This is a genomic window from Chitinophaga sp. CF418 (assembly GCF_900142925.1).
Classification (GTDB): Bacteria; Bacteroidota; Bacteroidia; order Chitinophagales; family Chitinophagaceae; genus Chitinophaga.
This window is the reverse complement of record NZ_FRCN01000002.1, coordinates 129595-150627: the sequence shown is the minus strand read 5'-3', so window position 1 is coordinate 150627 and position 21033 is coordinate 129595. Positions and strand designations below refer to the sequence as shown.

Here is a 21033-nt window from a genome sequence, read left to right as displayed (position 1 = left end):
TATCAATTAAGAGGATTAGTTTTGCACTCCCAATTTGTTTGGGATAGTTATATCAGAACGTAAAAACTTTATTATATACTATAATGAACACTTTAAGCTTCAAGACTAAATCGGCCAATGACGCTACTGTAACGCGTGAATGGCACATCGTAGACGCCACCAACCTGACATTGGGTAGGATGAGCGCTAAGATTGCGGCAATCTTAAGAGGTAAGAACAAACCTTACTATACACCTCACACTGACTGTGGTGATTTCATTATTGTTATCAATGCTGAGAAAGTTCAGTTTACTGGTAATAAATGGAATGACAAGGAATATTTGACTTTCTCTGGTTATCCAGGTGGTCAGAAAGCAGAAGTTGCTAAAGACCTGGTTCGTCGCAGACCAGAACTGATCATAGAAAGAGCTGTAAAAGGTATGCTGCCTAAGAACCGTCTGGGACGTGCCATGTACAAAAAACTGTTTGTATATGCAGGCGCTGAGCATCCACACGCTGCGCAGAAACCGAAAACATTAACTTTCTAATTTTTCTCTGATACATGGAAAAGCAAAAAAATACTATTGGTCGTCGTAAGGAAGCCGTAGCCCGTGTGTACATCAGCAAGGGTACTGGTAACGTTGTTGTGAACGACAAAGACTATAAAGAATACTTCACGCTGGTATACCTGCAGAACCAGGTAGAACTGCCGTTGAAGACAATCGACGCTACAGATAAATTTGATATAAAGGTAAATGCTGCCGGTGGTGGTATCAAGGGTCAGGCAGAAGCTATTAAGCTGGGTATTGCACGTGCACTTTGCGAAGTGAACATCGAATACCGTCCGGCGCTGAAAGCAGCAGGTCTGCTGAAACGTGATCCGAGAAGCGTTGAACGTAAGAAACCAGGTAAAGCTAAAGCTAGAAGAAGCTTCCAGTTCTCTAAACGCTAATAGTGATGAATGCGTGGAGCTATATGTGATACGCAGATTATTAACATTGACCTTTTATAACAGAGCATAATAACATGGAAAATAATACCTCATTACAGCAGCAGTTACTGGAGGCGGGTGTACACTTCGGTCACCTGAAGAAAAAATGGAACCCGAAGATGCTGCCTTACATCTTCGCAGAAAAGAAAGGTATTCACATCATAGATCTGAATAAAACCGTTGAAGGTTTACAGGATGCAGCTGCTGCCCTGAAATCTATCGCTAAGAGCGGTAAAAAGATCATGTTCGTAGCCACTAAAAAACAGGCTAAAGAAATCGTAGCGGAAGCTGCAAAACGCGTTAACATGCCTTTCGTTACTGAAAGGTGGTTAGGTGGTATGCTGACTAACTTCGCTACTATCCGTAAGAGCGTTAAGAAGATGCAGAGCATCGAAAAGATGCTGGCTGATGGTACCCTGGATAGCATCACCAAGAAAGAGCGTCTGACCTTAACCCGCGATAAGGAAAAAATGGAGAAAGTTCTGGGCGGTATCGCTCAGCTGGCACGTGTTCCTGCTGCACTGTTCCTGGTTGACATCAGCCACGAGCACATTGCACTGGCAGAAGCCCGTCGTCTGGGTATCTCTACCTTCGGTATGGTAGATACTAACTCCGATCCTACTAAAGTAGACTTCGCAGTTCCTGCAAATGATGATGCGACTAAATCTATCGCTATCATCACTAACTATATCGCAGCTGCAATCGCAGAAGGTCTGGCGGAAAGAGCAAATGAGAAGACTGACGATGTAATTGAAGAAGAAGAAGCTGACAACCAGGCAATGAAATTTGAACTGGAAGGTGGCGATGATCGTGGTGAAAGAGGCCGTAAACCAGGTGGTGGCCGTGGCCCAGGTGGCGGCGGTGGCCGTGGTCCTGGCAGCGGTGGTGGCCGTGGCCCAGGTGGTGGCGGTGGCAACCGTCCAGGTGGCGGTGGTGGTAACCGTCCTGGCGGCGGTGGTAATCGCCCAGGTGGTGGCGGTGGTAACCGTCCAGGTGGTGGCGGCGGCGGACAGCGTCGTCCTGCTGGTTCCGGTGGCCCTAGACCAGGCGGTGGCGGAAGATAATCTCCCGTATACAGACAACAATATAAAGCAATTGCGAATCGTGGACTTAGACTCTTTGTTCCATGATTCGCAATTCAGCTAATAGTTGATAAAGGATAAATATTAATCTATATTAAACTCATTATAAGTTATGGCAGCAACAATTACAGCCGCTGATGTTAACAAACTGCGTCAGCAAACTGGTGCAGGTATGATGGATTGCAGAAAAGCATTGGTAGAAAGTGATGGTGATTTCGAAAAAGCAGTAGACTACCTGCGTAAAAAAGGACAGAAAGTAGCTGCGCTGCGTTCTGACCGCGAAACCAAAGAAGGTGTTATCATCGCTAAAACTTCTGCCGACGGTAAATCCGGCGTAGTAGTGGCACTGGGTTGTGAAACTGACTTCGTTGCTAAAAACGAAGATTTCGTAAAATTCGCTCAGTCTATCGTTGACCTGGCCCTGAGCACAGGCGCTAATACTCTGGAAGAACTCGGTGCAGCTGCCCTGGACGGCGCTACCGTAAATGATAAAGTGAACGATCAGGTAGCTAAGATCGGTGAAAAAATCACCCTGGCTAAATTTGAAAAAATCACTGCAGCTTCTGTAACCGCTTATATCCACGGTAACTACCGTATGGGTGTACTGGTTGGCTTCTCTGTTCCTGTTTCTGATGAAGTAGGTAAAGATATCGCTATGCAGATTGCAGCAATGAACCCAATCGCAGTAGACGCTGATGGCGTTTCTCCTGAGCTGATTGCCCGTGAGAAAGCTATCGCTATCGAGCAGATCGCTGCTGAAGGTAAAACCGGCGATATGGCTGAAAAGATCGCTATCGGTAAAGTGAACAAATTCTTCAAAGAAAATACCCTGTTACCTCAGGCATTCGTAAAAGATAACAACAAATCTGTTGGCGATTACCTGAAGTCTGTTAACGCAGATCTGAAAGTAACCGGATTTACAAGAATCGCTTTAGGATAATTTTATTATCTGTTTAAAAGGAGAGAATCACAATTCTCTCCTTTTTTTTGTGCTTTATATCGGGAATGCAAACGGGCCGGACATTGTCAATACTTCCCCTTCCTCAACACCGAAAGTAAGGTGTTCCGCATTTTTTTATATATTCGAGCCCTGTAAACCATTTACTAACTACATTTTCATATCATTTTTCTATAGTCATGTTGCCAAAGTATAAGCGTATTTTACTCAAATTGAGCGGTGAATCCCTGATGGGAGAAGGTAATTATGGTATCGATCACAGAGTGATCACGCAGTATGCGTACGACATTAAAGCTGTGACCGACCTGGGTGTACAGGTAGCCGTGGTAATTGGGGGAGGTAACATTTACCGTGGTATGAATGAGGCAGAAACCGGCATCGAAAGGGCCCAGGGTGATTATATGGGTATGCTGGCAACAGTGATCAACGGTATGGCCATGCAGAGTGGCTTGGAAAAAGTTGGGCTTTACACCCGTCTTCAGTCTGCCATTAAAATGGAACAGATCGCTGAGCCGTACATCCGCCGCCGTGCCATCCGCCACCTGGAGAAAGGCCGTGTGGTAATATTTGGCGCCGGTACGGGTAACCCTTACTTCACCACAGATACCGCCGCATCCCTGCGTGCTATAGAAATACAGGCAGATGTGATCCTTAAAGGAACCCGTGTGGATGGTATCTACACTGCAGATCCTGAGAAAGATCCAACCGCTACCCGTTTCGAATCCATCACCTTCTCTGAAGTGTATCAGAAATCACTCAATGTGATGGATATGACCGCATTCACCCTCTGCCAGGAGAATAAACTGCCGATTATCGTATTTGATATGAATAAGGGCGGTAACCTGTTGCAGGTAATAATGGGTAAAAATGTGGGTACGCTCGTAAAGGGTTAATCTGAGTACTGAGTTACTAATATCAGGGATCAGGAATTAAGAACGACGAATAATGTTATTCTTAATCCCTGATCCTTGTTTTTATTTCAGCAGGGGCTTAATATTCTTATAAGGTACAAACAAGGTTACCTGACCTAATGCATAAGGCCCGATTTCATAGGGTGTATAACTGAATCCGATACCTTTGTCCGTTACCAGGAAATTGTCATTGGGAACGATCTCTTTGGTAAGCAGCATTGTTTCCAGGTTCTCTCCGTCTGCTAGTTTATAGATGCCCCGGAAGGATTTTTCCAGTTCGGGTATCAGGTCTGTTTTATAGTTCGGTTTCAGGAAGTCTTCAGGTTTCAGGATCTTCTTTTTCTCCAGGTCCAATACCTGGTAGTGTGCACCATAATTGCCATGTGCGCCACCTGTGAATTCATAACTGAAATATTCCAGTACCAGCAAGGGATATTGGTTCCATACCACTTTTATATCAGCATCAGCGCCCCAGTTGGCGGTAGCGGGAATACCTCCCGTAGTGTCCAGGTCTTTTTCATTCACCTTATAGGTCACCAGGAAAGAGTCAATATCGCGGCGTATATATTTGTTCGCATCATTGGCTGGCTTGCCGTCGGTGATGCAATTGCGTACAAAAGCGGATGTAGCGTCATCAACGCCGGCAGCAGGCCATACAATACTGTTGGTTGCCTGGCCGGTAGGCGTATTGGGATTGCCCGGGAAAAGATCTACCGAGTCGGAAGCATACAATACATCGAGCGGAAGGATGTTCTCAAGGCTTGGTTTGAGCTCAAAAGGATAGGAGGTACCCTTACCCCTCCATTTACCTGTAAAGTGCCCCAGACTGTCCAGTTTGCCCGAAAACAGCCTTTCTTCATTCCTGTCAGTATTCTCATACAGAATCACTTTATCACCTTCAGGACTACCCCATATCATAATAGGCTCCCCGATCTTGTCGTAGGTGTAATATCCGCGGAAGATCCAGAGTCCTGATTTAACAAGATCCATGGTCACAGGTTCTGTTCCGATAGTGCCTTTCAGGTGGAGATAATAGAAAGCAGTTCTGGTAGGATCAGGGACCTTTGATGTCTGCGTCTGCTTTGTTTTCTTGCCGCAGGAGACGAATACGCAACAGGTGATTGCTAATAATAATATGGTTCTCATGCGCTAAAATTACTAAATAAACTGACCACTGTCATATGTCAATCTACTGCTGTAGCCGGAGATATGCTATGTTTATAAGTATCTTTGTGGCAGTTAAAATCAGGACCATGTTGAACAAAGAAGTAGCAGATCTGCGCAAAGATTACCGGCTGGCTTCCCTCGATGAGGGGGATGTGGCAAAGGATCCCATAGAACAATTTGATCGCTGGTGGAAAGAGGTAACCAGTGGACAACTGAATGAGCCCAATGCGATGACATTGGCCACCAGTACGCCTGACGGGCATCCTTCAGCACGTATTGTATTACTGAAAAGTTTTGATGCGGATGGTTTTGTATTCTTTACAAACTATGAAAGCCGTAAGGGTGCAGAAATGGCGGCTAACCCGAACGTATCGTTGTTATTCTTCTGGCAGGAGCTGGAAAGACAGGTGCGTATAGACGGCACTGTTAGCAAGGTAGCCCCTGACGTGAGTGATGAATATTATAACAGCAGGCCTCCGGGCAGCCGTATAGGCGCTATCGCTTCTCCCCAGAGCCGTGTGATACCACACCGTAGTTTCCTGGAAGAGCAGGTGAGAATAGTCGCTGAAAAATATGTGTTACAGGATCCGGTACGTCCGGCATACTGGGGTGGTTATGTGGTGAAACCTCTGCAAATGGAATTCTGGCAGGGACGCAGCAGCCGTTTACATGACAGGATAGTATACACACTGGAAGGTAACGAGTGGAAGATAGAGCGTCTGGCGCCCTGATGAGCATAGTAATTATGAAGTTAGGAATTAGGAATTAGCGTTTCGGACGAATTCTTAATTCCTAATTCCCAGTTGCCTTAAGCCTTTTTTTCAGCTTTAGCAGCAGCAGCTTTCTTTGGTTTAGCAGGTCTTGACTTGCCGAAAGAACCGTTAGAAATCTTGCCTTTTTTGGTTTTGATATCACCTCTACCCATTGTAAACAGTTTGATGTTTATTGTTTGATGTTTGTTAATCTGAGGATGTAACTCCCGCTAATCAGCCGCAAATTACGTAATAGCCGCTGTTAAATGCAAAAAAAAAGCAAGAAACAGTAGTGTTCCTTGCTTGAATAAGTTAAGCTAACAGATTAAAGCTTGTCGGACAGAGCCTTACCAGCTTTGAATTTAGCAACTTTCTTAGCTTTGATCTTGATGATCTGGCCAGTCTGTGGGTTTCTACCGTTACGAGCAGCACGTTTAGAAACAGAGAAAGTACCGAAACCTACTAAGGTTACTTTACCACCTTTTTTCAGGGTATCAGCAACAGCTTTAGTGAAAGAATCCAGCGCTTCGTTAGCTTGGGTTTTAGTGATAGCGGCATCTTTTGCCAGCTTGTCGATTAATTCGGCTTTGTTCATAGCTAGTAAGATTTAACTAGTGAATAAAATGTTTGATGTGAGCAAATATAGCGCGTTTTATCAGATTACCAAATTTTTTGAATCTTTTTTAATCAAAAAATCATCGGCTGAAAACGCCTACAGGTAACGGTTACAGCAGATTAACACACGACACGGCAGCGATAGGGGCAACCCCTTGTTCCATTGAAAACCGCTATGACAGGCCATTTGCTGTACTATTTGATATAAACGCGTATGTGTTCCAAGTATTGTACCAAAGTCTAAACCCCGTATGATCAGTGGATTTCCTGTGGATAAGTTTAACATCTATACAACCTGCATTACTGTGTTAAAGGCTACAAACTGGTTCCCAAACAGGTCGTACGAGGCCTTCCGGAGGGCCGGTGCATGCTCTTCCAGGTAGGTTTGATAGTTCTCCAGCGTGTCTGTAAAGTACTGAGCTGAGTAAGTCGGACCATCCTGGTCATCCTGCTCAAGCAGCCTGCAGATGCGGTAATCGTGGAAAAGTCCCGTAGCCATAATAGCCGGAATATGCTCTTCCTTCATCCATTGCAGCCACCTGTCGTTGATGAAGTGTGTTACCTTGGTCGTGACATTGTAGATTATCATGTGCTGAAAACGGCTTTAAGATCCCAATTGCAGGTATACGGGACAATGGTCTGAATGTTTCACTTCCTGCCAGATCTGGGCATCTTTCAGCCTTTCCTGCAGGGGAGCGGTTACATTGATATAATCGATACGCCAGCCCTTGTTATTGGCCCTGGCATTGGACCGTACGCTCCACCAGCTGTACTGATGCGGTTCCGGGTGGTAATGGCGGAATGTGTCCACAAATCCGTTGTTGAACAGCTTGTCCAGCCATGCCCGCTCTTCCGGCAGAAAGCCTGATGATTTCTTATTGCCCACCGGGTCGTGGATGTCTATCGGCTGATGGCATATATTATAGTCGCCACATACTACAAGGTTGGGTCTTGAGCTTTTCAGCTGGTCCAGGTAACCGTAAAATTCATCCAGCCACTGGTATTTATAGGTCTGTCTTTCGTCTCCACTGGTACCGGAAGGGATGTAAGTATTGACAAGGGTAATATCGCCAAAATCCAGCCTTATAACACGTCCTTCTGCATCGCTCTGCATGAAGCCGTTACCATATTGTACGTTGTTAGGGGTGATCTTTGTCAGCACGGCTACTCCACTATACCCTTTTTTCTCTGCGGGGTACCAGTAGTGCTCGTAACCCAGTTCTTCAAATTGGCGGTAATCCACATTGTCTTTGTGGGCTTTGATCTCCTGCAGGCATACGATATCCGCGGGATCAGTTTTCAGCCATTCTGTAAAGCCTTTGGTCATGGCGGAACGCAGTCCGTTCACATTATAGGAAACAATTCTCATGGTGTGGTAAGGTCTTTCATCCACCGTCTGTGGACAATATTGGTGTTAAGTATAAAAAAAACGGTAGTCCACGTTGGGATGGACTACCGCATATTGAATGATTACATGTCGTATTCAAGTACGGGGCGCAGCCATTTTTCGGCTTCCTCAATGGTCCATCCCTTGCGGGCGGCATAGTCTTCCACCTGGTCTTTCTCTATCTTGCCAAGGCCGAAATATTTGGCTTCCGGATTGGCAAAATACCAGCCGCTAACGCTGGATGCAGGGTACATTGCGAGGGATTCGGTAAGGATGATACCTGTATTTTCAGTAGCATCCAGCATATCGAACAGCTTATATTTCTCGGTATGTTCAGGGCATGCCGGATAACCTGGCGCAGGACGGATGCCGGAGTATTCCTCACGGATCAGGGCGTTGTTGTCCAGTCGTTCATCTGTCGCATACCCCCAGAACTCCTGTCTTACACGTTTGTGCATTAACTCTGCGAAGGCTTCTACCAGCCTGTCAGCAAGGGCTTTCAGCATAATGCTGCTATAATCGTCATGGTCTGCTTTGAACTTTTCCAGCCACTTTTCTATATCACCGCCGGTTGTAACCGCAAAAGCGCCCATATAGTCCTGGATGCCTGCTTCTGCCGGAGCAATGAAATCGGCCAGGGAAAGGTTCGGCTGACCGGGCGCCTTTTTGATCTGCTGGCGGAGGCATTCCAGGTGAACAGTACCTGCGCCGGGCCTGGGCGACAATACGGAGATGGTATCATCCGCACTTCTGTTGGCAGGGAACAGGCCTATCACGCCATTGGCGGTAAGCCATTTTTCATCCACGATACGTTTCAGCATCGCTTTCGCATCTTCAAACAGGCGGGATGCTTCCTGCCCTACTATTTCATCTGTAAGGATCTGCGGGAATTTACCATGCAGTTCCCAGGAGATGAAGAAGGGTTGCCAGTCAATAAATTCAGCTATTTCGGCCAGGTTATAGTGCTGGAACACCTGTACACCCAACTTTTTGGGTACAACGGGTTTATAGTTGCTCCAGTCTGTGATGGCCTTATGCTGGCGGGCTTCTGCGATTGGGAGGTATTGTTTTACCGGTTTCTTGTTCCGGAAGTTTTCGTTCAGTTTCTGGTACTCGATCTTCATATCGTCCAGAAAGGTCTTCTTGAGCGCCTTGTTCAGCAGGCTGCTGGTAACTGTTACGCTACGGGAGGCATCGAGTACGTGTATTACCCCATGTTCGTATTCCGGGGCTATTTTTACGGCTGTATGCGTACGGGAAGTGGTAGCACCTCCGATGATCAGGGGCACTTCAAAATGCTGGCGTTTCATTTCCCTGGCCACATTTACCATCTCATCCAGGCTGGGGGTGATCAGGCCACTGAGACCAATAATGTCCACCTGCTCCTGGCGGGCGGTCTGTAATATCTTCTCAGCGGGCACCATTACGCCCATATCAATAATGTCATAGCCGTTACAGCCCAATACTACGCCCACGATATTCTTTCCGATATCGTGCACGTCGCCTTTTACCGTGGCCAGCAGGATCTTTCCGGCAGATTTTACCACACCGCCATTCAGCTCCACCAGTTTTTGCTTTTCCTCCTCAATAAAAGGAGTGAGCACTGCCACGGATTTCTTCATCACACGGGCGCTTTTCACCACCTGGGGAAGGAACATTTTACCACTGCCAAACAGGTCTCCCACGATGTTCATGCCGGCCATGAGAGGGCCTTCAATCACATCCAGCGGACGTGGATACTTTTGGCGGGCCTCTTCTGTATCGGCCTCGATATAATCTGTAATGCCGTTTACGAGGGCATGGCTCAGGCGTTCCTCTACGGTACCCTGACGCCAGGTCTCATCCTTTTCGATCACTTTACCTTTACTCTTTACCGTTTCGGCAAAGGCGATAAGGCGTTCTGTAGCGTCTTCCCGGCGGTTCAGGATAGCGTCGTCACAGAGTTCGCGCAGCTCCGGCTCTATCTCGTCATAGATCTGAAGCATGCCGGCATTCACGATACCCATGTTCATACCAGCCTTGATGGCATAGAAGAGGAATGCAGAGTGCATAGCCTCACGCACAAGATCGTTACCACGGAAGGAGAAGGAAATATTACTTACCCCACCACTTATGCTGGTAAGGGGCATCAGTTCTTTTATACGGCGGGTAGCGTTGATGAAGTCTACCGCATAGTTGTTGTGCTCTTCTATACCCGTAGCGATCGCAAAGATGTTAGGGTCGAAGATGATATCCTGCGGGTCAAAACCTACCTTTTCTGTTAATATCTTATAGGAGCGATGGCAGAAGCTGACCTTTTTCTCTTCGGTATCAGCCTGTCCGTATTCATCGAAAGCCATCACTACCACGGCGGCGCCAAAGGCTTTACAGATCTGGGCCTGCTCGATGAATTTAGCTTCGCCTTCTTTCAGGCTGATAGAGTTTACGATACATTTACCCTGCAGGCATTTGAGGCCGGCCTCTATGATGCTGAACTTACTGGAGTCGATCATCACAGGTATCCTGGAGATGTCCGGCTCGGCAGCGAGGAGGTTCAGGAAGGTGGTCATGGCCTTTTCTCCATCCAGGAGGGCATCGTCCATGTTCACATCCAATACCTGTGCGCCATTTTCCACCTGCTGGCGGGCTACGGAGAGGGCTTCTTCATATAAGCCTTCCCGGATCAGGCGGGCAAATTTCTTTGAACCGGTTACGTTGGTACGCTCACCGATATTAATGAAATTGGTCTCAGGCCTTACCACCAGTGGTTCCAGACCACTCAGTCGGAGGAAAGGTTTTATGACTTTGATTCCGGGTGCCTGTAAAGTATCTGCTGAAGTGATTGTTTCGCTCATTGTGTTGCTGTAGTAATTAGAATACTCCTTTAATCAGTACGGATTTACGCCAGTTCTTCCACCTGTACGGGCAGAGGTCTTGGAGGCAACTTCTTTACATGGTCTGCAATATGACGGATATGGTCTGGTGTGGTGCCACAACAGCCACCTACGATATTCACAAAACCTTCACGGGCAAAATCTTCAATGATGTGCGCCGTATGATCTGGTGTTTCATCATATTCTCCAAATGCATTCGGCAGACCCGCATTAGGGTAGCAGCTTACATTGCAGGCTGCTATCTGCGACAGCTCGGAAATATAAGGCCGCATCTGTTCTCCACCCAGCGCACAATTGAGCCCTACTGAGAATGGCCTTGCGTGCATCACGGAGATATAGAACGCTTCCAGCGTCTGGCCGCTCAGGGTCCTTCCGGAAGCATCCGTGATGGTGCCTGATATCATTACCGGCAGTTCCGGCCTGGCAATATCACGGAAGTATTTCTTTGTGGCGAAGATGGCCGCTTTACTGTTCAGTGTGTCAAAGATGGTCTCAATAAGCAGAATGTCTACTCCTCCTTCGTGCAATCCTTTGATCTGTTCATAGTAGGCATCTACTACCTCATCAAAAGTAACGGAACGGAAGCCCGGATTGTTTACATCGGGAGAGAGGGATAGCGTTTTGTTCAGCGGGCCTATCGCTCCTGCCACAAACCTTGGTTTATCAGGGTTTTTGGCAGTATACTCATCTGCAGCTTTCCTGGCGATACGCGCAGCAGCCACGTTCAGCTCATAGGCAAGCGACTGCATATCGTAGTCTGCCATAGCAATGGTAGTGCTGCTGAAAGTATTGGTCTCGATAATATCGGCGCCGGCTTCCAGGTATTCTTTATGTATTGCTTCGATGATATGGGGTTGTGTAAGACAGAGCAGGTCATTATTACCTTTTACATCCAGATGATAATCTTTAAAGCGTTCACCCCTGTAATCCGCTTCCTCCAGCTTGTACCGCTGGATCATGGTACCCATTGCCCCATCAATGATCAGAATGCGCTCTGCGGCGCATTGGGATAATGATTTCATAATTGTGATACGTTTATTAGTTACGGTTTAATAATACCCGCAGGTCGAACAATAAACAAATCCACCCGCGGAAACTAATAAACAAAGGTACTTAATAATTACCTTATTACGCGAGTGGGCAGCATGGCGAAAGAGCTGACGGGAATATGAAGCACGAAGAATGGAAATGATGTATAAAGAAAAATTAACCTAAATGTAAAGCGTGATACAATGGTTGACAAGAATATCTATTCATTATCATTTTAATAACCGTAAGTAAATGATATTCAATTAGTATAACTTTATTTTATTCTATTTAAAAACAAAAGATTGTCAATAAAATATTTACTTTTGTTGCATAAAGACTCAAACCATATTTATGACTAATTCAATAATCACGATAGCGTTTGCCGTTGTATTTGCTGTATCGGTCGTTTCAAAGTTCGGTGGAATTTTTATCAGCAACTTTAAAAAGACAAGGAAAATCAAGATTACGAGCAAAAGCGGGGAGATCGTTGAACTTGATCTTGAGAAGAAAAACGATATAAATACAGTCAATCGGTTTACTGATATATTCTTAGGACTTAAATAAATACATTTTTGGCAAAGGTTTCGTCCCCCAAAAAATTCCATAACCTCCAAAGATGTAAAGAAAGATAATAGAGCCGGTGGAGGAATGTTAATCGCAAGTCTCGCACGTAATTTACCAGAAGAGAACCCTCTTAAATCATGGCTTATAATTTTAGCGCCGGCTTTAGCTTTGGGCATAAAATTTATCTGGTCTAAGATTTCTGCGTATTATGAACAAAAGGACATTGATAGAACAAGGGAAGAGGTAATTAAGGAAATTGATGATCTATTGATAGATCGTTCTATTAGTGAGGAGGAGAAAATCAAGCTCAGAGAAAAAAGAGAGAAAACAAAGTTGTCTACAGTTGAGGAGTTGCTAAAACATTTTGAAAAGATAACTTCAGCATAAAATCGAGGAGGGATTGATAACCTCCCTTTTTGATTTATAAGAGGTACGCAGAAAAAATTTGTTTTGATTTGTAAAGTCTACTATATTTGTAGGGTAATAGGAAGCAACGCTTCCGCAATGAGAATTACGATGCAAAAAGACGTACAACAATCGTTAAGGCATTTCAACACCCAGAACATGCTTACAGGCAATTGCCATTATAACCAGGCCTGTTGCTGCTAACCGGCGCATTACCACCATTTGACCGTTTAGTTTTTAACCTGCATTAAATCATTATTACAATGAGTATTGCCGAGCATGTACAAAGCTTGCAGCAACACCTGGCTCAGTATGGACTGTACCCGGTGCCTGCGGATGCTGACAGGGAGGGTTCAGAGGTATTTAAGATCTGTTTTTTGAATAAATACGAGATGCAGCGCTGGAGAGAACTGAGAGAAAGAGAAGGTGAACAGCGTGATGAGCATTTAACATAAAAAGCATTAACCAACCATAACGATTTTTCATAACGTGGAATTACAGGTTAAACACACACGGGTGTTGTTCAGCACTCGTATCTTTTTAAGCAAAACGCTTAACACGAAATGGGCGACCATTCTGCGTTAAGCGTTTTGCTTTTTTTATAATGTTCAGATGTGCCTGCCGGCTGACTGATCAGTTTTATCATTACTTCTGTACATAGCTCTCCAGCGGCAACCTGTTGGAGATAGACCTTGCAAGCGTCATCTCATCCGCATATTCCAGCTCACCGCCAAAGGCAATACCCCTGGCAATTGTTGTGATCTTTACCGGGAATTCCTTGAGTTTTTTAGACAGATAATAGATCGTTGTATCTCCTTCAATTGTTGGGCTGAGCGCCATAATGATCTCCTCGATCCCTTGCTGCTGCACCCTGTCCACCAATGTATAGATATTCAGCTGGTCCGGGCCTACACCGTCAATAGGGGAGATAATACCACCCAATACATGATAAGTCCCGTTGAACTGCTGGGTATTTTCGATGGCCATCACATCACGGATATTCTCTACCACACATACCAGCGCCTTATTCCTGGAGGGATTGGCGCAGATACTGCAGATCTCCTGGTCGGAAACATTATGGCAGATCTTACAGAATTTGATCTGATCCCGCATACGGGTCACTACTTCACCAAACAGCTTTACCTGTGCGGGATCCTGCTTCAGCAGGTGCAATACCAGGCGTAACGCCGTTTTTTTGCCAATGCCCGGCAACCGCGCAAACTCATTAACTGCATTTTCTATCAGGGCGGAGGAAAATATCATGATGTAAAATTAGGAATTATAATGTCAGCGGGATCTTTACTCCCCAGTTGGCTTTAATATTCTCTTTTTTAGGGAAGCTGACTACTCTTTCCGGTTGTTTTTTAGGCGTACCATAGTACACGCCACGGTCCCATTTCCCGTTATTATTGTCGTCCAGGAGTATCCATACCTCATATTCCCCGGGGGTAATACGTTTCTGGACCCAGGAGTTCCGTTCAATTTTCCCCGAGTATTTCACTTCCTTATTACTGACCAGCTGGGCCACATAATGCATGGTATCGCTAACCATGGCTTTGGTGCTGTCGCTGAGGGTCAGGGTCAGCATAACCTTGCCATAATCAGATTCCTTTTTGGCGGCAAAGCTGATCGTATCTGCTTTTGCCGGTTGAATACCGGCTGTATCGGCCACAGATTCTTTAGGTATGATGAGCCTGTAGGGCTTACCTTCTTTCCAGTCAAAATGTACCGATAGTTTGGTACGGGTGGAATCGAAGGAAGTGGTGAACGCCACCGGCGTGAACACCGTATCCTGTGTCAGATGGAAGGCTGTACTGTCCAGCGTTTTGACAGGCGCACTAAAGGTGAGCAGCAAAGGTTTGCCCAATTCCTGTTTATTGTCGGCCAGGTCAGGGGAAATATTCAGGGTGCGTTTCTTTTTCTTTTCTTTTTCCTTGTCCTTTTTTTCCTTCTCAGTTTCTTCTTCCGCCGGTTGTTGCTCCTGCGCGGCCCCTTCAGGTTTCTTTAGCGTACTGTCCTGTTCCATAAACATGAGCAGGGTGATGTCTTTCAGGTTCTTATCAGTTAGGTGGAGTAGACTGTCGCTGAAGGCGATCAACTCTTTTGGCTGATTGTACTGGAGGTCCCTGTCTTCTTCTTTCAGGGCAAACAGCTTGTAATTTCCCGGAGCCATATTCCTGAACCAGAAGGCCCCACTTCCTTTTGAACGGGCAAAATAGACGGGTTTCTCTTTGGACACCACAGAATCTATGTTATTCCGGTAGATCATCACTGACACATTACTGTCAGGTTTCCCGGTTTCTGCATCTATGATAAAGCCCCTAACCTGGAGAGAATCCAGGTAGTCGCCGGTAGATACGACATATTGAAAATCCTGTATAGGATTGTTTTCATTGTTATCGCGGATGGCGTCTGAAAAGTTAAAAGTGTAAGTGGTATTCTCGGCCAGCGTATCCTTGATCACCATGGTAACGGTTTTCAGCTTGGAAGTCACGGTGGGAATACGTTTGAGGGTAGGAGATACGATCAGCTTTTCGAAGATGTTGTCCAGCTGCACATATTCGTTAAATGTAAAGGTGACCTTCTTCGCCTTGAAGTGGAGGGTCGAATCCGGTGGCGTAATGCCAGCCAGCTTCGGAGCAAGTGTATCTTTAGGTCCGCCGCTGGGTGGAACAATGTTGGCGCAGCCTGGGAACAAAAAGATGGAGGCACTTATCATTATCAGCCAGTAGGCCCAGCCACGGAAGTTATGATTCATTATCTATAGTATTATACCAAAAACCGGCTCCAAAGATCAAATTCCAAACAGTAAAATCCAAATCAGTCTGCCATAACCCTTATTCAGTCTCCCAAACGGGCGGGAAGTTCCATTTCGTTTTCCGTTGGCTCGTGAAGCGCCACATACAGTTTATTATCCTTCACAAAATTGCACCATACGCAGTCCTTTTTACCGCAACCGGTATAGAATTCCTTGTTCTGGATCTTTGTCCAGGTGGAAACGATCTGCTGCGTAACAAGGCTGACATCCTCCGGAGTGATGACCACCTTTTCCTTATGATATACTTTCTGTCTGTTCGGCTCAATGAAGTCAAACTCGGTACTTACCACTTTCCAGTTCTTCTGGTGGTAATTGTCCAGCAGGACCTTATAAAACACCGCCTGCCGCCAGTAGTCCCCGCCGTCAGGGTGTTGCTGGTCAGGGCGGGCAAATTTCTGGTATTCCCTGATGGTCTTTTCATAATCGCCGGTTTTGTAGTCCACTACATTCACCAGCTTACCCTCAAACTCCAGCTTGTCAATCTTGCCTTTCAGCGGTACGCCGCTGACCACTACATTCCGGACGTTCCGTTCCACGCTGACCACCTTGTTCCATTGCGACAGATAGGTGTCGTAATAGCTGTCCAGGATATCTTTTCCGTATTCCAGCCTTCTTTCAAAGGATTCCCTGGTGAAGCTTTCCCGGTTGCGCAGCATGCTCCAGGTAAAGTCACGGATGAATTCTTCTTTGGAGGGGAATTCATATTGTTTGCTTTCCTGCATTTTCTGGAACAGTTTTTCCAGCGCATAGTGCACGGCAGAGCCAAACTCTGTGTTTTCCGAGCGGCCGGAAGGTACCCGTACCAGGTTTTTATAATAAAAGCCCAATGGGCAGTCCAGATAGTTATTGAGGGCGGTCACGTTCATTACAAAACTGGCCAGCAGAGTATCAATGAACTGCTGGTCGGTTCTCGCTATTTCCGGCGCCACGCCATGGGTATATTGGAGGGCCTCAAATGTAAACAGGACATCCTCCGGAATAATTACTTTCTCAACAGGCAGCGTATGTTGTTCCAGTATTTCTGTGATGAACAGGCTGGGTTCCAGTGGTTTACCATCTGTTCTGAACTCAGGATAACTGATATACAGGTATTTCTCCGCCCGGGTCATTGCCACATAGAACAGTCTGCGCAGCTCCTGTTCATCAGTGCTGGTTACCGCAGTGGTAAAGAGGGTATCCGGGAAGGCAAAGCCGGTATTGCTCCTGGCTTTCTTTTCCCACAGGTGGGAGTTGGCGCCGGCAATGTATACATACTCAAATTCCAGTCCCTTGGCGCCATGGGCTGTGAGCAGATTGATCCCTTTTTCGTTCCCTGAAACCTGGACGATGGGAATAGTGATCTTATTATGTTCCATCAGGTCCGTCATGTCCATAAAAGGGACCAGTGTCAGATCCGGATTCCGGTGTGTTTCCGCTTTTATAAAGTCAAAGAGTGACTGCAGTACTTTCATGAACCAGGGCTTTTCCGGCGACTGCATTACATACGAAAGTATTCCGCATTCATTGATAATGGCAGCAAAAAGCTGTTGCAGGGTGAGGTTGTGTGCATCCTTTATCAGCGCCTCCATGATACGGGTAAAATCGATCAGGGCCTGTTCCGGCGCCGCCGTAAAAAGAGTGAGATTGCGGGTATGTTGCCATTCCTGGAGGTACTGGCGTATGGAAGACTTTTCCCTGTAACCTTTCTCTGCGGCCCTTATACTGATCTTGGCCACCTCTATGGCAGGGATGTTATAAAAGTCGTAATGCAGGATGGAGAACAGCAGATCATCTCCACTATAAGGTGTATCTATTTCACAGGCGATATAGCGGAGGATAGTCAGCACCTTCCGGGCAAACGGTATTTCAAACAGGTTGATGCTCCGTTTTGAATAGAAGGGGATATGCTGGAACCGGCAGTAGCGGGCCAGCTCTTCCCCGTATTTATTTTCCCGGTAAATAACAGCGATCCTGCCGGGAGCTACGCCGTTATCCAGTAGCTGAGCGATCTGCCGGGTAATGTCTATCATTTCATCCCGGGGCGTATTGTAACGCCGGATAACAGGCGGAATATCCAGTGGTATCAGGTGACTGGCAGCAGCGGTCAGGTGCTTGCTAAGTCCTGGTAACTGGTTTACCAGCCTGGCGTCTCCGTTGTTTTCTATCAGGGACATGGATACATCCAGGATAGACTGTACGGAGCGGTAGTTATGTGTCAGCACGATGGTTTGCAGCGTATCCGCAAAAGTGTCTGCAAATTGGGCCATGTTCTCAATACTGGCGCCCTGGAAGCGGTAGATGGACTGATCGTCATCACCCACAACAAAGATGTTGGGGCTTTCCTGTTCACCTATCAGCAGTTGTACCAGTTTGTTCTGGGTGCCGCTGGTATCCTGGTATTCATCTACCAGGATGTATTGGAACCGTTCCCGGTAGTCGGCCAGCAGATTGGGATTAGTTTCAAATGCCCCGATCACCCAATTGATCATATCATCAAAATCATAGCGGCCTGCAGCATGCATGGAAGCGGTAAATATGGGAAACTGCTCTACAGCGGCCTGGAGGCGTACCATCTTTTCCTTTTCCTGGGCGATCTTATCTGTACGGATATCCCCCCTGGCAAAGTGCCTGCCTGCTTTCTTTGCGATGAAGGCATCCCTTGCGGGAAGGCTTTCAATATAGGCAGAGATAGCATGAGTGATATATTCCACAGTCCAGCCTTCCTTTTTAATGATAGAGAAGAGATGGGCCAGGTTCTTCATATCAAAGTACACGTCTCCCCGGTAGCGTTTCAGGGGATTATCCTTTGTGAAGCCGTCGATCAGCTTTTTCAGCAACTGGATCTTTTCCAGTTCTGAAACGGGATCGAGGTGGTGTTTGTCAAAGAGGCCCAGGTTATCCTGGATCACTTCGTTACAGAAAGAGTGGAAGGTGTGGATATTGACGCGGTAGGCATCGGGACCGATAAAGTCTGTTAACCGTTTCCGCATGGCCACTGTTCCGGCATCTGTATAGGTAAGGCAGAGGATGTTCTGAGGCAGATAGTCGGTATCCAGGAGTATTTTGCCGATACGGCAGGCAAGGATCTGTGTTTTACCTGTGCCGGGGCCGGCAATGACCATGACAGGGCCTTCCGTCTGGTCGACGGCTGCGCGCTGCTGCCCGTTCAGCCGGGCATAGACTTCCCTGAAATGACGTTGGTACTGATCTCTGGACATGACTATATTTGAAGATGGCATCGGGCCATACAAAACATATATGAAGTTATGGGAAAAATCTATCGTTTGCAGTATGAGCAGATATTAAACACCAGTATGGATGATGCCTGGACATTCTTTTCGCGGGTGGAGAACCTGGAAAAGATCACGCCATCGTATATGTGTTATACAATCACTTCACCTTTAACAGGTAAGCCCGTGTATGCGGGGCAGATCGTTACCTATGTGATCCATCCTGTACTTGGCATCCCGTTGAATTGGATGACAGAGATCACGCATGTAGTGGAAGGTAAATACTTTATTGATGAGCAGCGGCAGGGGCCGTAGGGGTTATGGCACCACCAGCATCATTTTGAAACTGTGCCGGAAGGGGTCAGAATGACGGACATTGTACATTATTCCATGCCGTTAGGAATATTAGGTAATATCGCCCATGCACTCTTTGTGCAGCGGCAGCTGCGGGACATCTTTGCTTTCCGTAAAGCGGCAATTGAACGGCTATTCGGAAAGGGCTAAGGTAAAATAAGATGTTATAACAAGAAATTGATCGTTACTAATTAATAGTTTATCTTAGTTTACTCTTAAACCTATAACATTTGCAGCAAGCAGCTGTACATATCGACGAATACATTATCACTGAACGATTGATAGCAGGAGATCCCGTTGCCCAGGAACTGGTCTATGACTATTATGGCCCCGCATTGTACAGTATCATATTACAGGTGGTTGGTGACACGGCAACAGCAGAAGACGTGCTGGCCAGGACCTTTATTCATGTATTTAAGAACGTTGTAGTATTCAGAGACACAGGGAGTGCCACTTTATTCGGATGGCTGATGAGAATGGCCCGCGAGCAGGCCGTTAAGGAAGCCGCAATAATGGAGGAAAGCGAAAGTAACGGTGATGACATTATGAAACATGACAGTAATTTGTTACAGCGTTTCGCAAACAAGCTCCCGGAAGAAAGCAGGACAATATTCCATTTGTGTTATTATAAAGGACTGCCCAAAGAAGCGGTGGCCCGCATGCTAGGGGCACAACCTGATGAAGTAATGGCAAAACTGAAAGACATCATGGTTGCATTCAGAAAATTTTTAGGGGAATAATTGGAACTTAATCACTACATACAAAGTGGGATCATTGAGAGCTACGTGCTTGGGATCGCAACAACCAGTGAGATGGATGAATTGCAGCAGATGCGGCGTTTGTACCCATCACTGAATGCTGAGGTGATGGCCGTGGAGCGCAGAATGGAGAAAACGGCCCTTGCAGAGGCAGTGCTACCCTCTCCCCATCTCAAACAACGTATATTCCAACATATCAACTGGCGCGATAAAATACCTCCAGACGATAAATCCCGTTATACCTTTATCAATATACATTCAAAGGATGAACAACACATTACTGTTCACAAGTGGTGGCGCCTGTTCTTTATTATCACCTTTATCCTCTCCAAAATCTGTCTTTTCTTTGCGATCTATTTTTTTCTCAAATACCAGCAGTCACGGGAAAGAAAAACAGAACTGCAGTCATCACATACAGAGCAGGTTAGGTCCCCAAAATAATCAGATATTTGTGGTAACATAGGTGTATATACTTATGCTGTTCAAAATAAACACTTCATTATCAATTTGCTGTAAAAAGAGCTTGATTATCATGTGATTTTTATTTGGAAATGAATTAGCTTAATTTGACATTTGAAGGATGTGCAGAAAATATGCTGCAACTGGAATATTTGCCGTAATTAAATTAGATACGTTTTAGCCTTGGACCTTAATGATTACATAGAAAGTGGCATTATTGAAACTTATCTGCTGGGCTTAGCTTCCGAGGAGGAGGCTGAGTTATTCGAGCATATGCGCAATTTGTATCCTGAGTTGAACACCGAAATATCGGCGGCAGAATACAGGCTGCAAAAGGTAATGGACGATGGCGGCATTACGCCACCGGCAATCGTATGGAACAAAATTGCTGAGCGGCTGACGTCCCATGGACGGGATGGCTATTATTCCGGGGCGGGCAGGCAGCAAACGGGCGGGCCTTACACGTATGTTCTACAACCACGTAATAATACTATCACTGTCAGTATATGGTGGCGTTGTACCGTTATTGCTATGATGGTGATCATCATGGCGCTAGTGGCCAGTACCATTTATTTTTACCAGCAGTTCCGGAATATGGAGGAGCGTTTAATGCGCTTATACCCAACTCATACGGAAATGTCGCCTCCCGGTGTACACTAAGCGATTTGGTACGTTTCTTGTTTTTTCCCACCTTGCGTCCGTAATGCATTGCATTTCTGACA

22 protein-coding genes are annotated in these 21033 nt (G+C 46.1%); 12 read left to right on the top strand and 10 right to left on the bottom strand.

What is annotated here, in order from left to right; all coding sequences use genetic code 11:
- Positions 1 to 83: 83 nt before the first annotated feature.
- The 5 genes from rplM to pyrH all read left to right on the top strand — a co-directional run bounded on the left by rplM (position 84) and on the right by pyrH (position 3903).
- Entirely contained in the window at positions 84 to 527 is a 444-nt protein-coding gene (gene rplM / locus F3I09_RS05160; RefSeq protein ID WP_110053299.1) for a 50S ribosomal protein L13, read from the top strand.
- Positions 528 to 541: 14 nt separating this feature from the next.
- Positions 542 to 931, top strand: coding sequence for a 30S ribosomal protein S9 (gene rpsI, locus F3I09_RS05155; protein ID WP_149693980.1), 390 nt, complete (start codon positions 542 to 544; stop codon positions 929 to 931).
- Between the two features lie 74 nt (positions 932 to 1005).
- Positions 1006 to 2034 (top strand): 30S ribosomal protein S2, encoded by a 1029-nt coding sequence (rpsB, locus tag F3I09_RS05150; RefSeq protein ID WP_149693979.1) that lies wholly within the window; start codon positions 1006 to 1008, stop codon positions 2032 to 2034.
- Positions 2035 to 2164: 130 nt separating this feature from the next.
- Complete coding sequence (tsf, locus tag F3I09_RS05145) at positions 2165 to 2992, top strand: translation elongation factor Ts (RefSeq protein WP_149693978.1); 828 nt, start codon at positions 2165 to 2167, stop codon at positions 2990 to 2992.
- A gap of 197 nt (positions 2993 to 3189) precedes the next feature.
- A complete protein-coding gene (pyrH, locus tag F3I09_RS05140; protein ID WP_110053295.1) occupies positions 3190 to 3903 on the top strand; it encodes a UMP kinase in 714 nt (237 codons plus the stop codon).
- 81 nt (positions 3904 to 3984) lie between these two features.
- Here pyrH and F3I09_RS05135 read toward each other — a convergent pair whose 3' ends face one another.
- Positions 3985 to 5067 (bottom strand): DUF3298 and DUF4163 domain-containing protein, encoded by a 1083-nt coding sequence (locus F3I09_RS05135; RefSeq protein WP_149693977.1) that lies wholly within the window; start codon positions 5065 to 5067, stop codon positions 3985 to 3987.
- A gap of 107 nt (positions 5068 to 5174) precedes the next feature.
- Between F3I09_RS05135 and pdxH the strand changes: the two genes are divergently transcribed.
- A complete protein-coding gene (pdxH, locus tag F3I09_RS05130) occupies positions 5175 to 5819 on the top strand; it encodes a pyridoxamine 5'-phosphate oxidase (protein ID WP_223233140.1) in 645 nt (214 codons plus the stop codon).
- A 77-nt stretch (positions 5820 to 5896) separates the two neighbouring features.
- Here pdxH and F3I09_RS05125 read toward each other — a convergent pair whose 3' ends face one another.
- The 6 genes from F3I09_RS05125 to F3I09_RS05100 all read right to left on the bottom strand — a co-directional run bounded on the left by F3I09_RS05125 (position 5897) and on the right by F3I09_RS05100 (position 11737).
- Positions 5897 to 6013, bottom strand: coding sequence for a 30S ribosomal protein THX (locus F3I09_RS05125; RefSeq protein ID WP_089829760.1), 117 nt, complete (start codon positions 6011 to 6013; stop codon positions 5897 to 5899).
- Between the two features lie 152 nt (positions 6014 to 6165).
- On the bottom strand, positions 6166 to 6435 hold the full coding sequence (locus F3I09_RS05120) for an HU family DNA-binding protein (RefSeq protein WP_029465307.1): 270 nt from the start codon (positions 6433 to 6435) through the stop codon (positions 6166 to 6168).
- A gap of 306 nt (positions 6436 to 6741) precedes the next feature.
- Positions 6742 to 7044 carry a DUF4286 family protein gene (locus F3I09_RS05115; RefSeq protein WP_149693976.1) on the bottom strand — a complete coding sequence of 101 codons (303 nt, stop codon included), beginning with the start codon at positions 7042 to 7044 and terminating at the stop codon, positions 6742 to 6744.
- Positions 7045 to 7059: 15 nt separating this feature from the next.
- Complete coding sequence (locus F3I09_RS05110; protein WP_149693975.1) at positions 7060 to 7824, bottom strand: exodeoxyribonuclease III; 765 nt, start codon at positions 7822 to 7824, stop codon at positions 7060 to 7062.
- A gap of 101 nt (positions 7825 to 7925) precedes the next feature.
- Complete coding sequence (gene metH / locus F3I09_RS05105) at positions 7926 to 10676, bottom strand: methionine synthase (RefSeq protein WP_149693974.1); 2751 nt, start codon at positions 10674 to 10676, stop codon at positions 7926 to 7928.
- A 44-nt stretch (positions 10677 to 10720) separates the two neighbouring features.
- Complete coding sequence (locus tag F3I09_RS05100; RefSeq protein ID WP_149693973.1) at positions 10721 to 11737, bottom strand: homocysteine S-methyltransferase family protein; 1017 nt, start codon at positions 11735 to 11737, stop codon at positions 10721 to 10723.
- 655 nt (positions 11738 to 12392) lie between these two features.
- Between F3I09_RS05100 and F3I09_RS05095 the strand changes: the two genes are divergently transcribed.
- Together F3I09_RS05095 and F3I09_RS05090 are read left to right on the top strand one after the other, a co-directional pair.
- The gene (locus F3I09_RS05095) at positions 12393 to 12695 is read left to right on the top strand and encodes a hypothetical protein (RefSeq protein WP_149693972.1); all 303 of its coding nucleotides are present in this window, start codon (positions 12393 to 12395) and stop codon (positions 12693 to 12695) included.
- A gap of 281 nt (positions 12696 to 12976) precedes the next feature.
- Positions 12977 to 13168, top strand: coding sequence for a hypothetical protein (locus F3I09_RS05090; protein ID WP_149693971.1), 192 nt, complete (start codon positions 12977 to 12979; stop codon positions 13166 to 13168).
- A gap of 190 nt (positions 13169 to 13358) precedes the next feature.
- Here the strand turns inward: F3I09_RS05090 and recR are convergent, their stop codons facing one another.
- The 3 genes from recR to F3I09_RS05075 form a co-directional block, all read right to left on the bottom strand.
- Complete coding sequence (recR, locus tag F3I09_RS05085; protein ID WP_149693970.1) at positions 13359 to 13976, bottom strand: recombination mediator RecR; 618 nt, start codon at positions 13974 to 13976, stop codon at positions 13359 to 13361.
- 16 nt (positions 13977 to 13992) lie between these two features.
- Entirely contained in the window at positions 13993 to 15471 is a 1479-nt protein-coding gene (locus tag F3I09_RS05080) for an Ig-like domain-containing protein (RefSeq protein ID WP_149693969.1), read from the bottom strand.
- 83 nt (positions 15472 to 15554) lie between these two features.
- Positions 15555 to 18728, bottom strand: a complete 3174-nt coding sequence (locus F3I09_RS05075) for an ATP-dependent DNA helicase (RefSeq protein WP_149693968.1) — start codon at positions 18726 to 18728, stop codon at positions 15555 to 15557.
- 48 nt (positions 18729 to 18776) lie between these two features.
- Between F3I09_RS05075 and F3I09_RS34345 the strand changes: the two genes are divergently transcribed.
- From F3I09_RS34345 to F3I09_RS05055, 4 genes are all read left to right on the top strand, one after another.
- The gene (locus F3I09_RS34345) at positions 18777 to 19055 is read left to right on the top strand and encodes an SRPBCC family protein (protein ID WP_223233139.1); all 279 of its coding nucleotides are present in this window, start codon (positions 18777 to 18779) and stop codon (positions 19053 to 19055) included.
- Positions 19056 to 19324: 269 nt separating this feature from the next.
- A complete protein-coding gene (locus F3I09_RS05065) occupies positions 19325 to 19834 on the top strand; it encodes an RNA polymerase sigma factor (RefSeq protein WP_149693967.1) in 510 nt (169 codons plus the stop codon).
- On the top strand, positions 19835 to 20293 hold the full coding sequence (locus tag F3I09_RS05060) for a hypothetical protein (RefSeq protein WP_149693966.1): 459 nt from the start codon (positions 19835 to 19837) through the stop codon (positions 20291 to 20293).
- Between the two features lie 291 nt (positions 20294 to 20584).
- Complete coding sequence (locus tag F3I09_RS05055) at positions 20585 to 20971, top strand: hypothetical protein (protein WP_188133696.1); 387 nt, start codon at positions 20585 to 20587, stop codon at positions 20969 to 20971.
- The last annotated feature ends 62 nt before the right edge of the window (positions 20972 to 21033 follow it).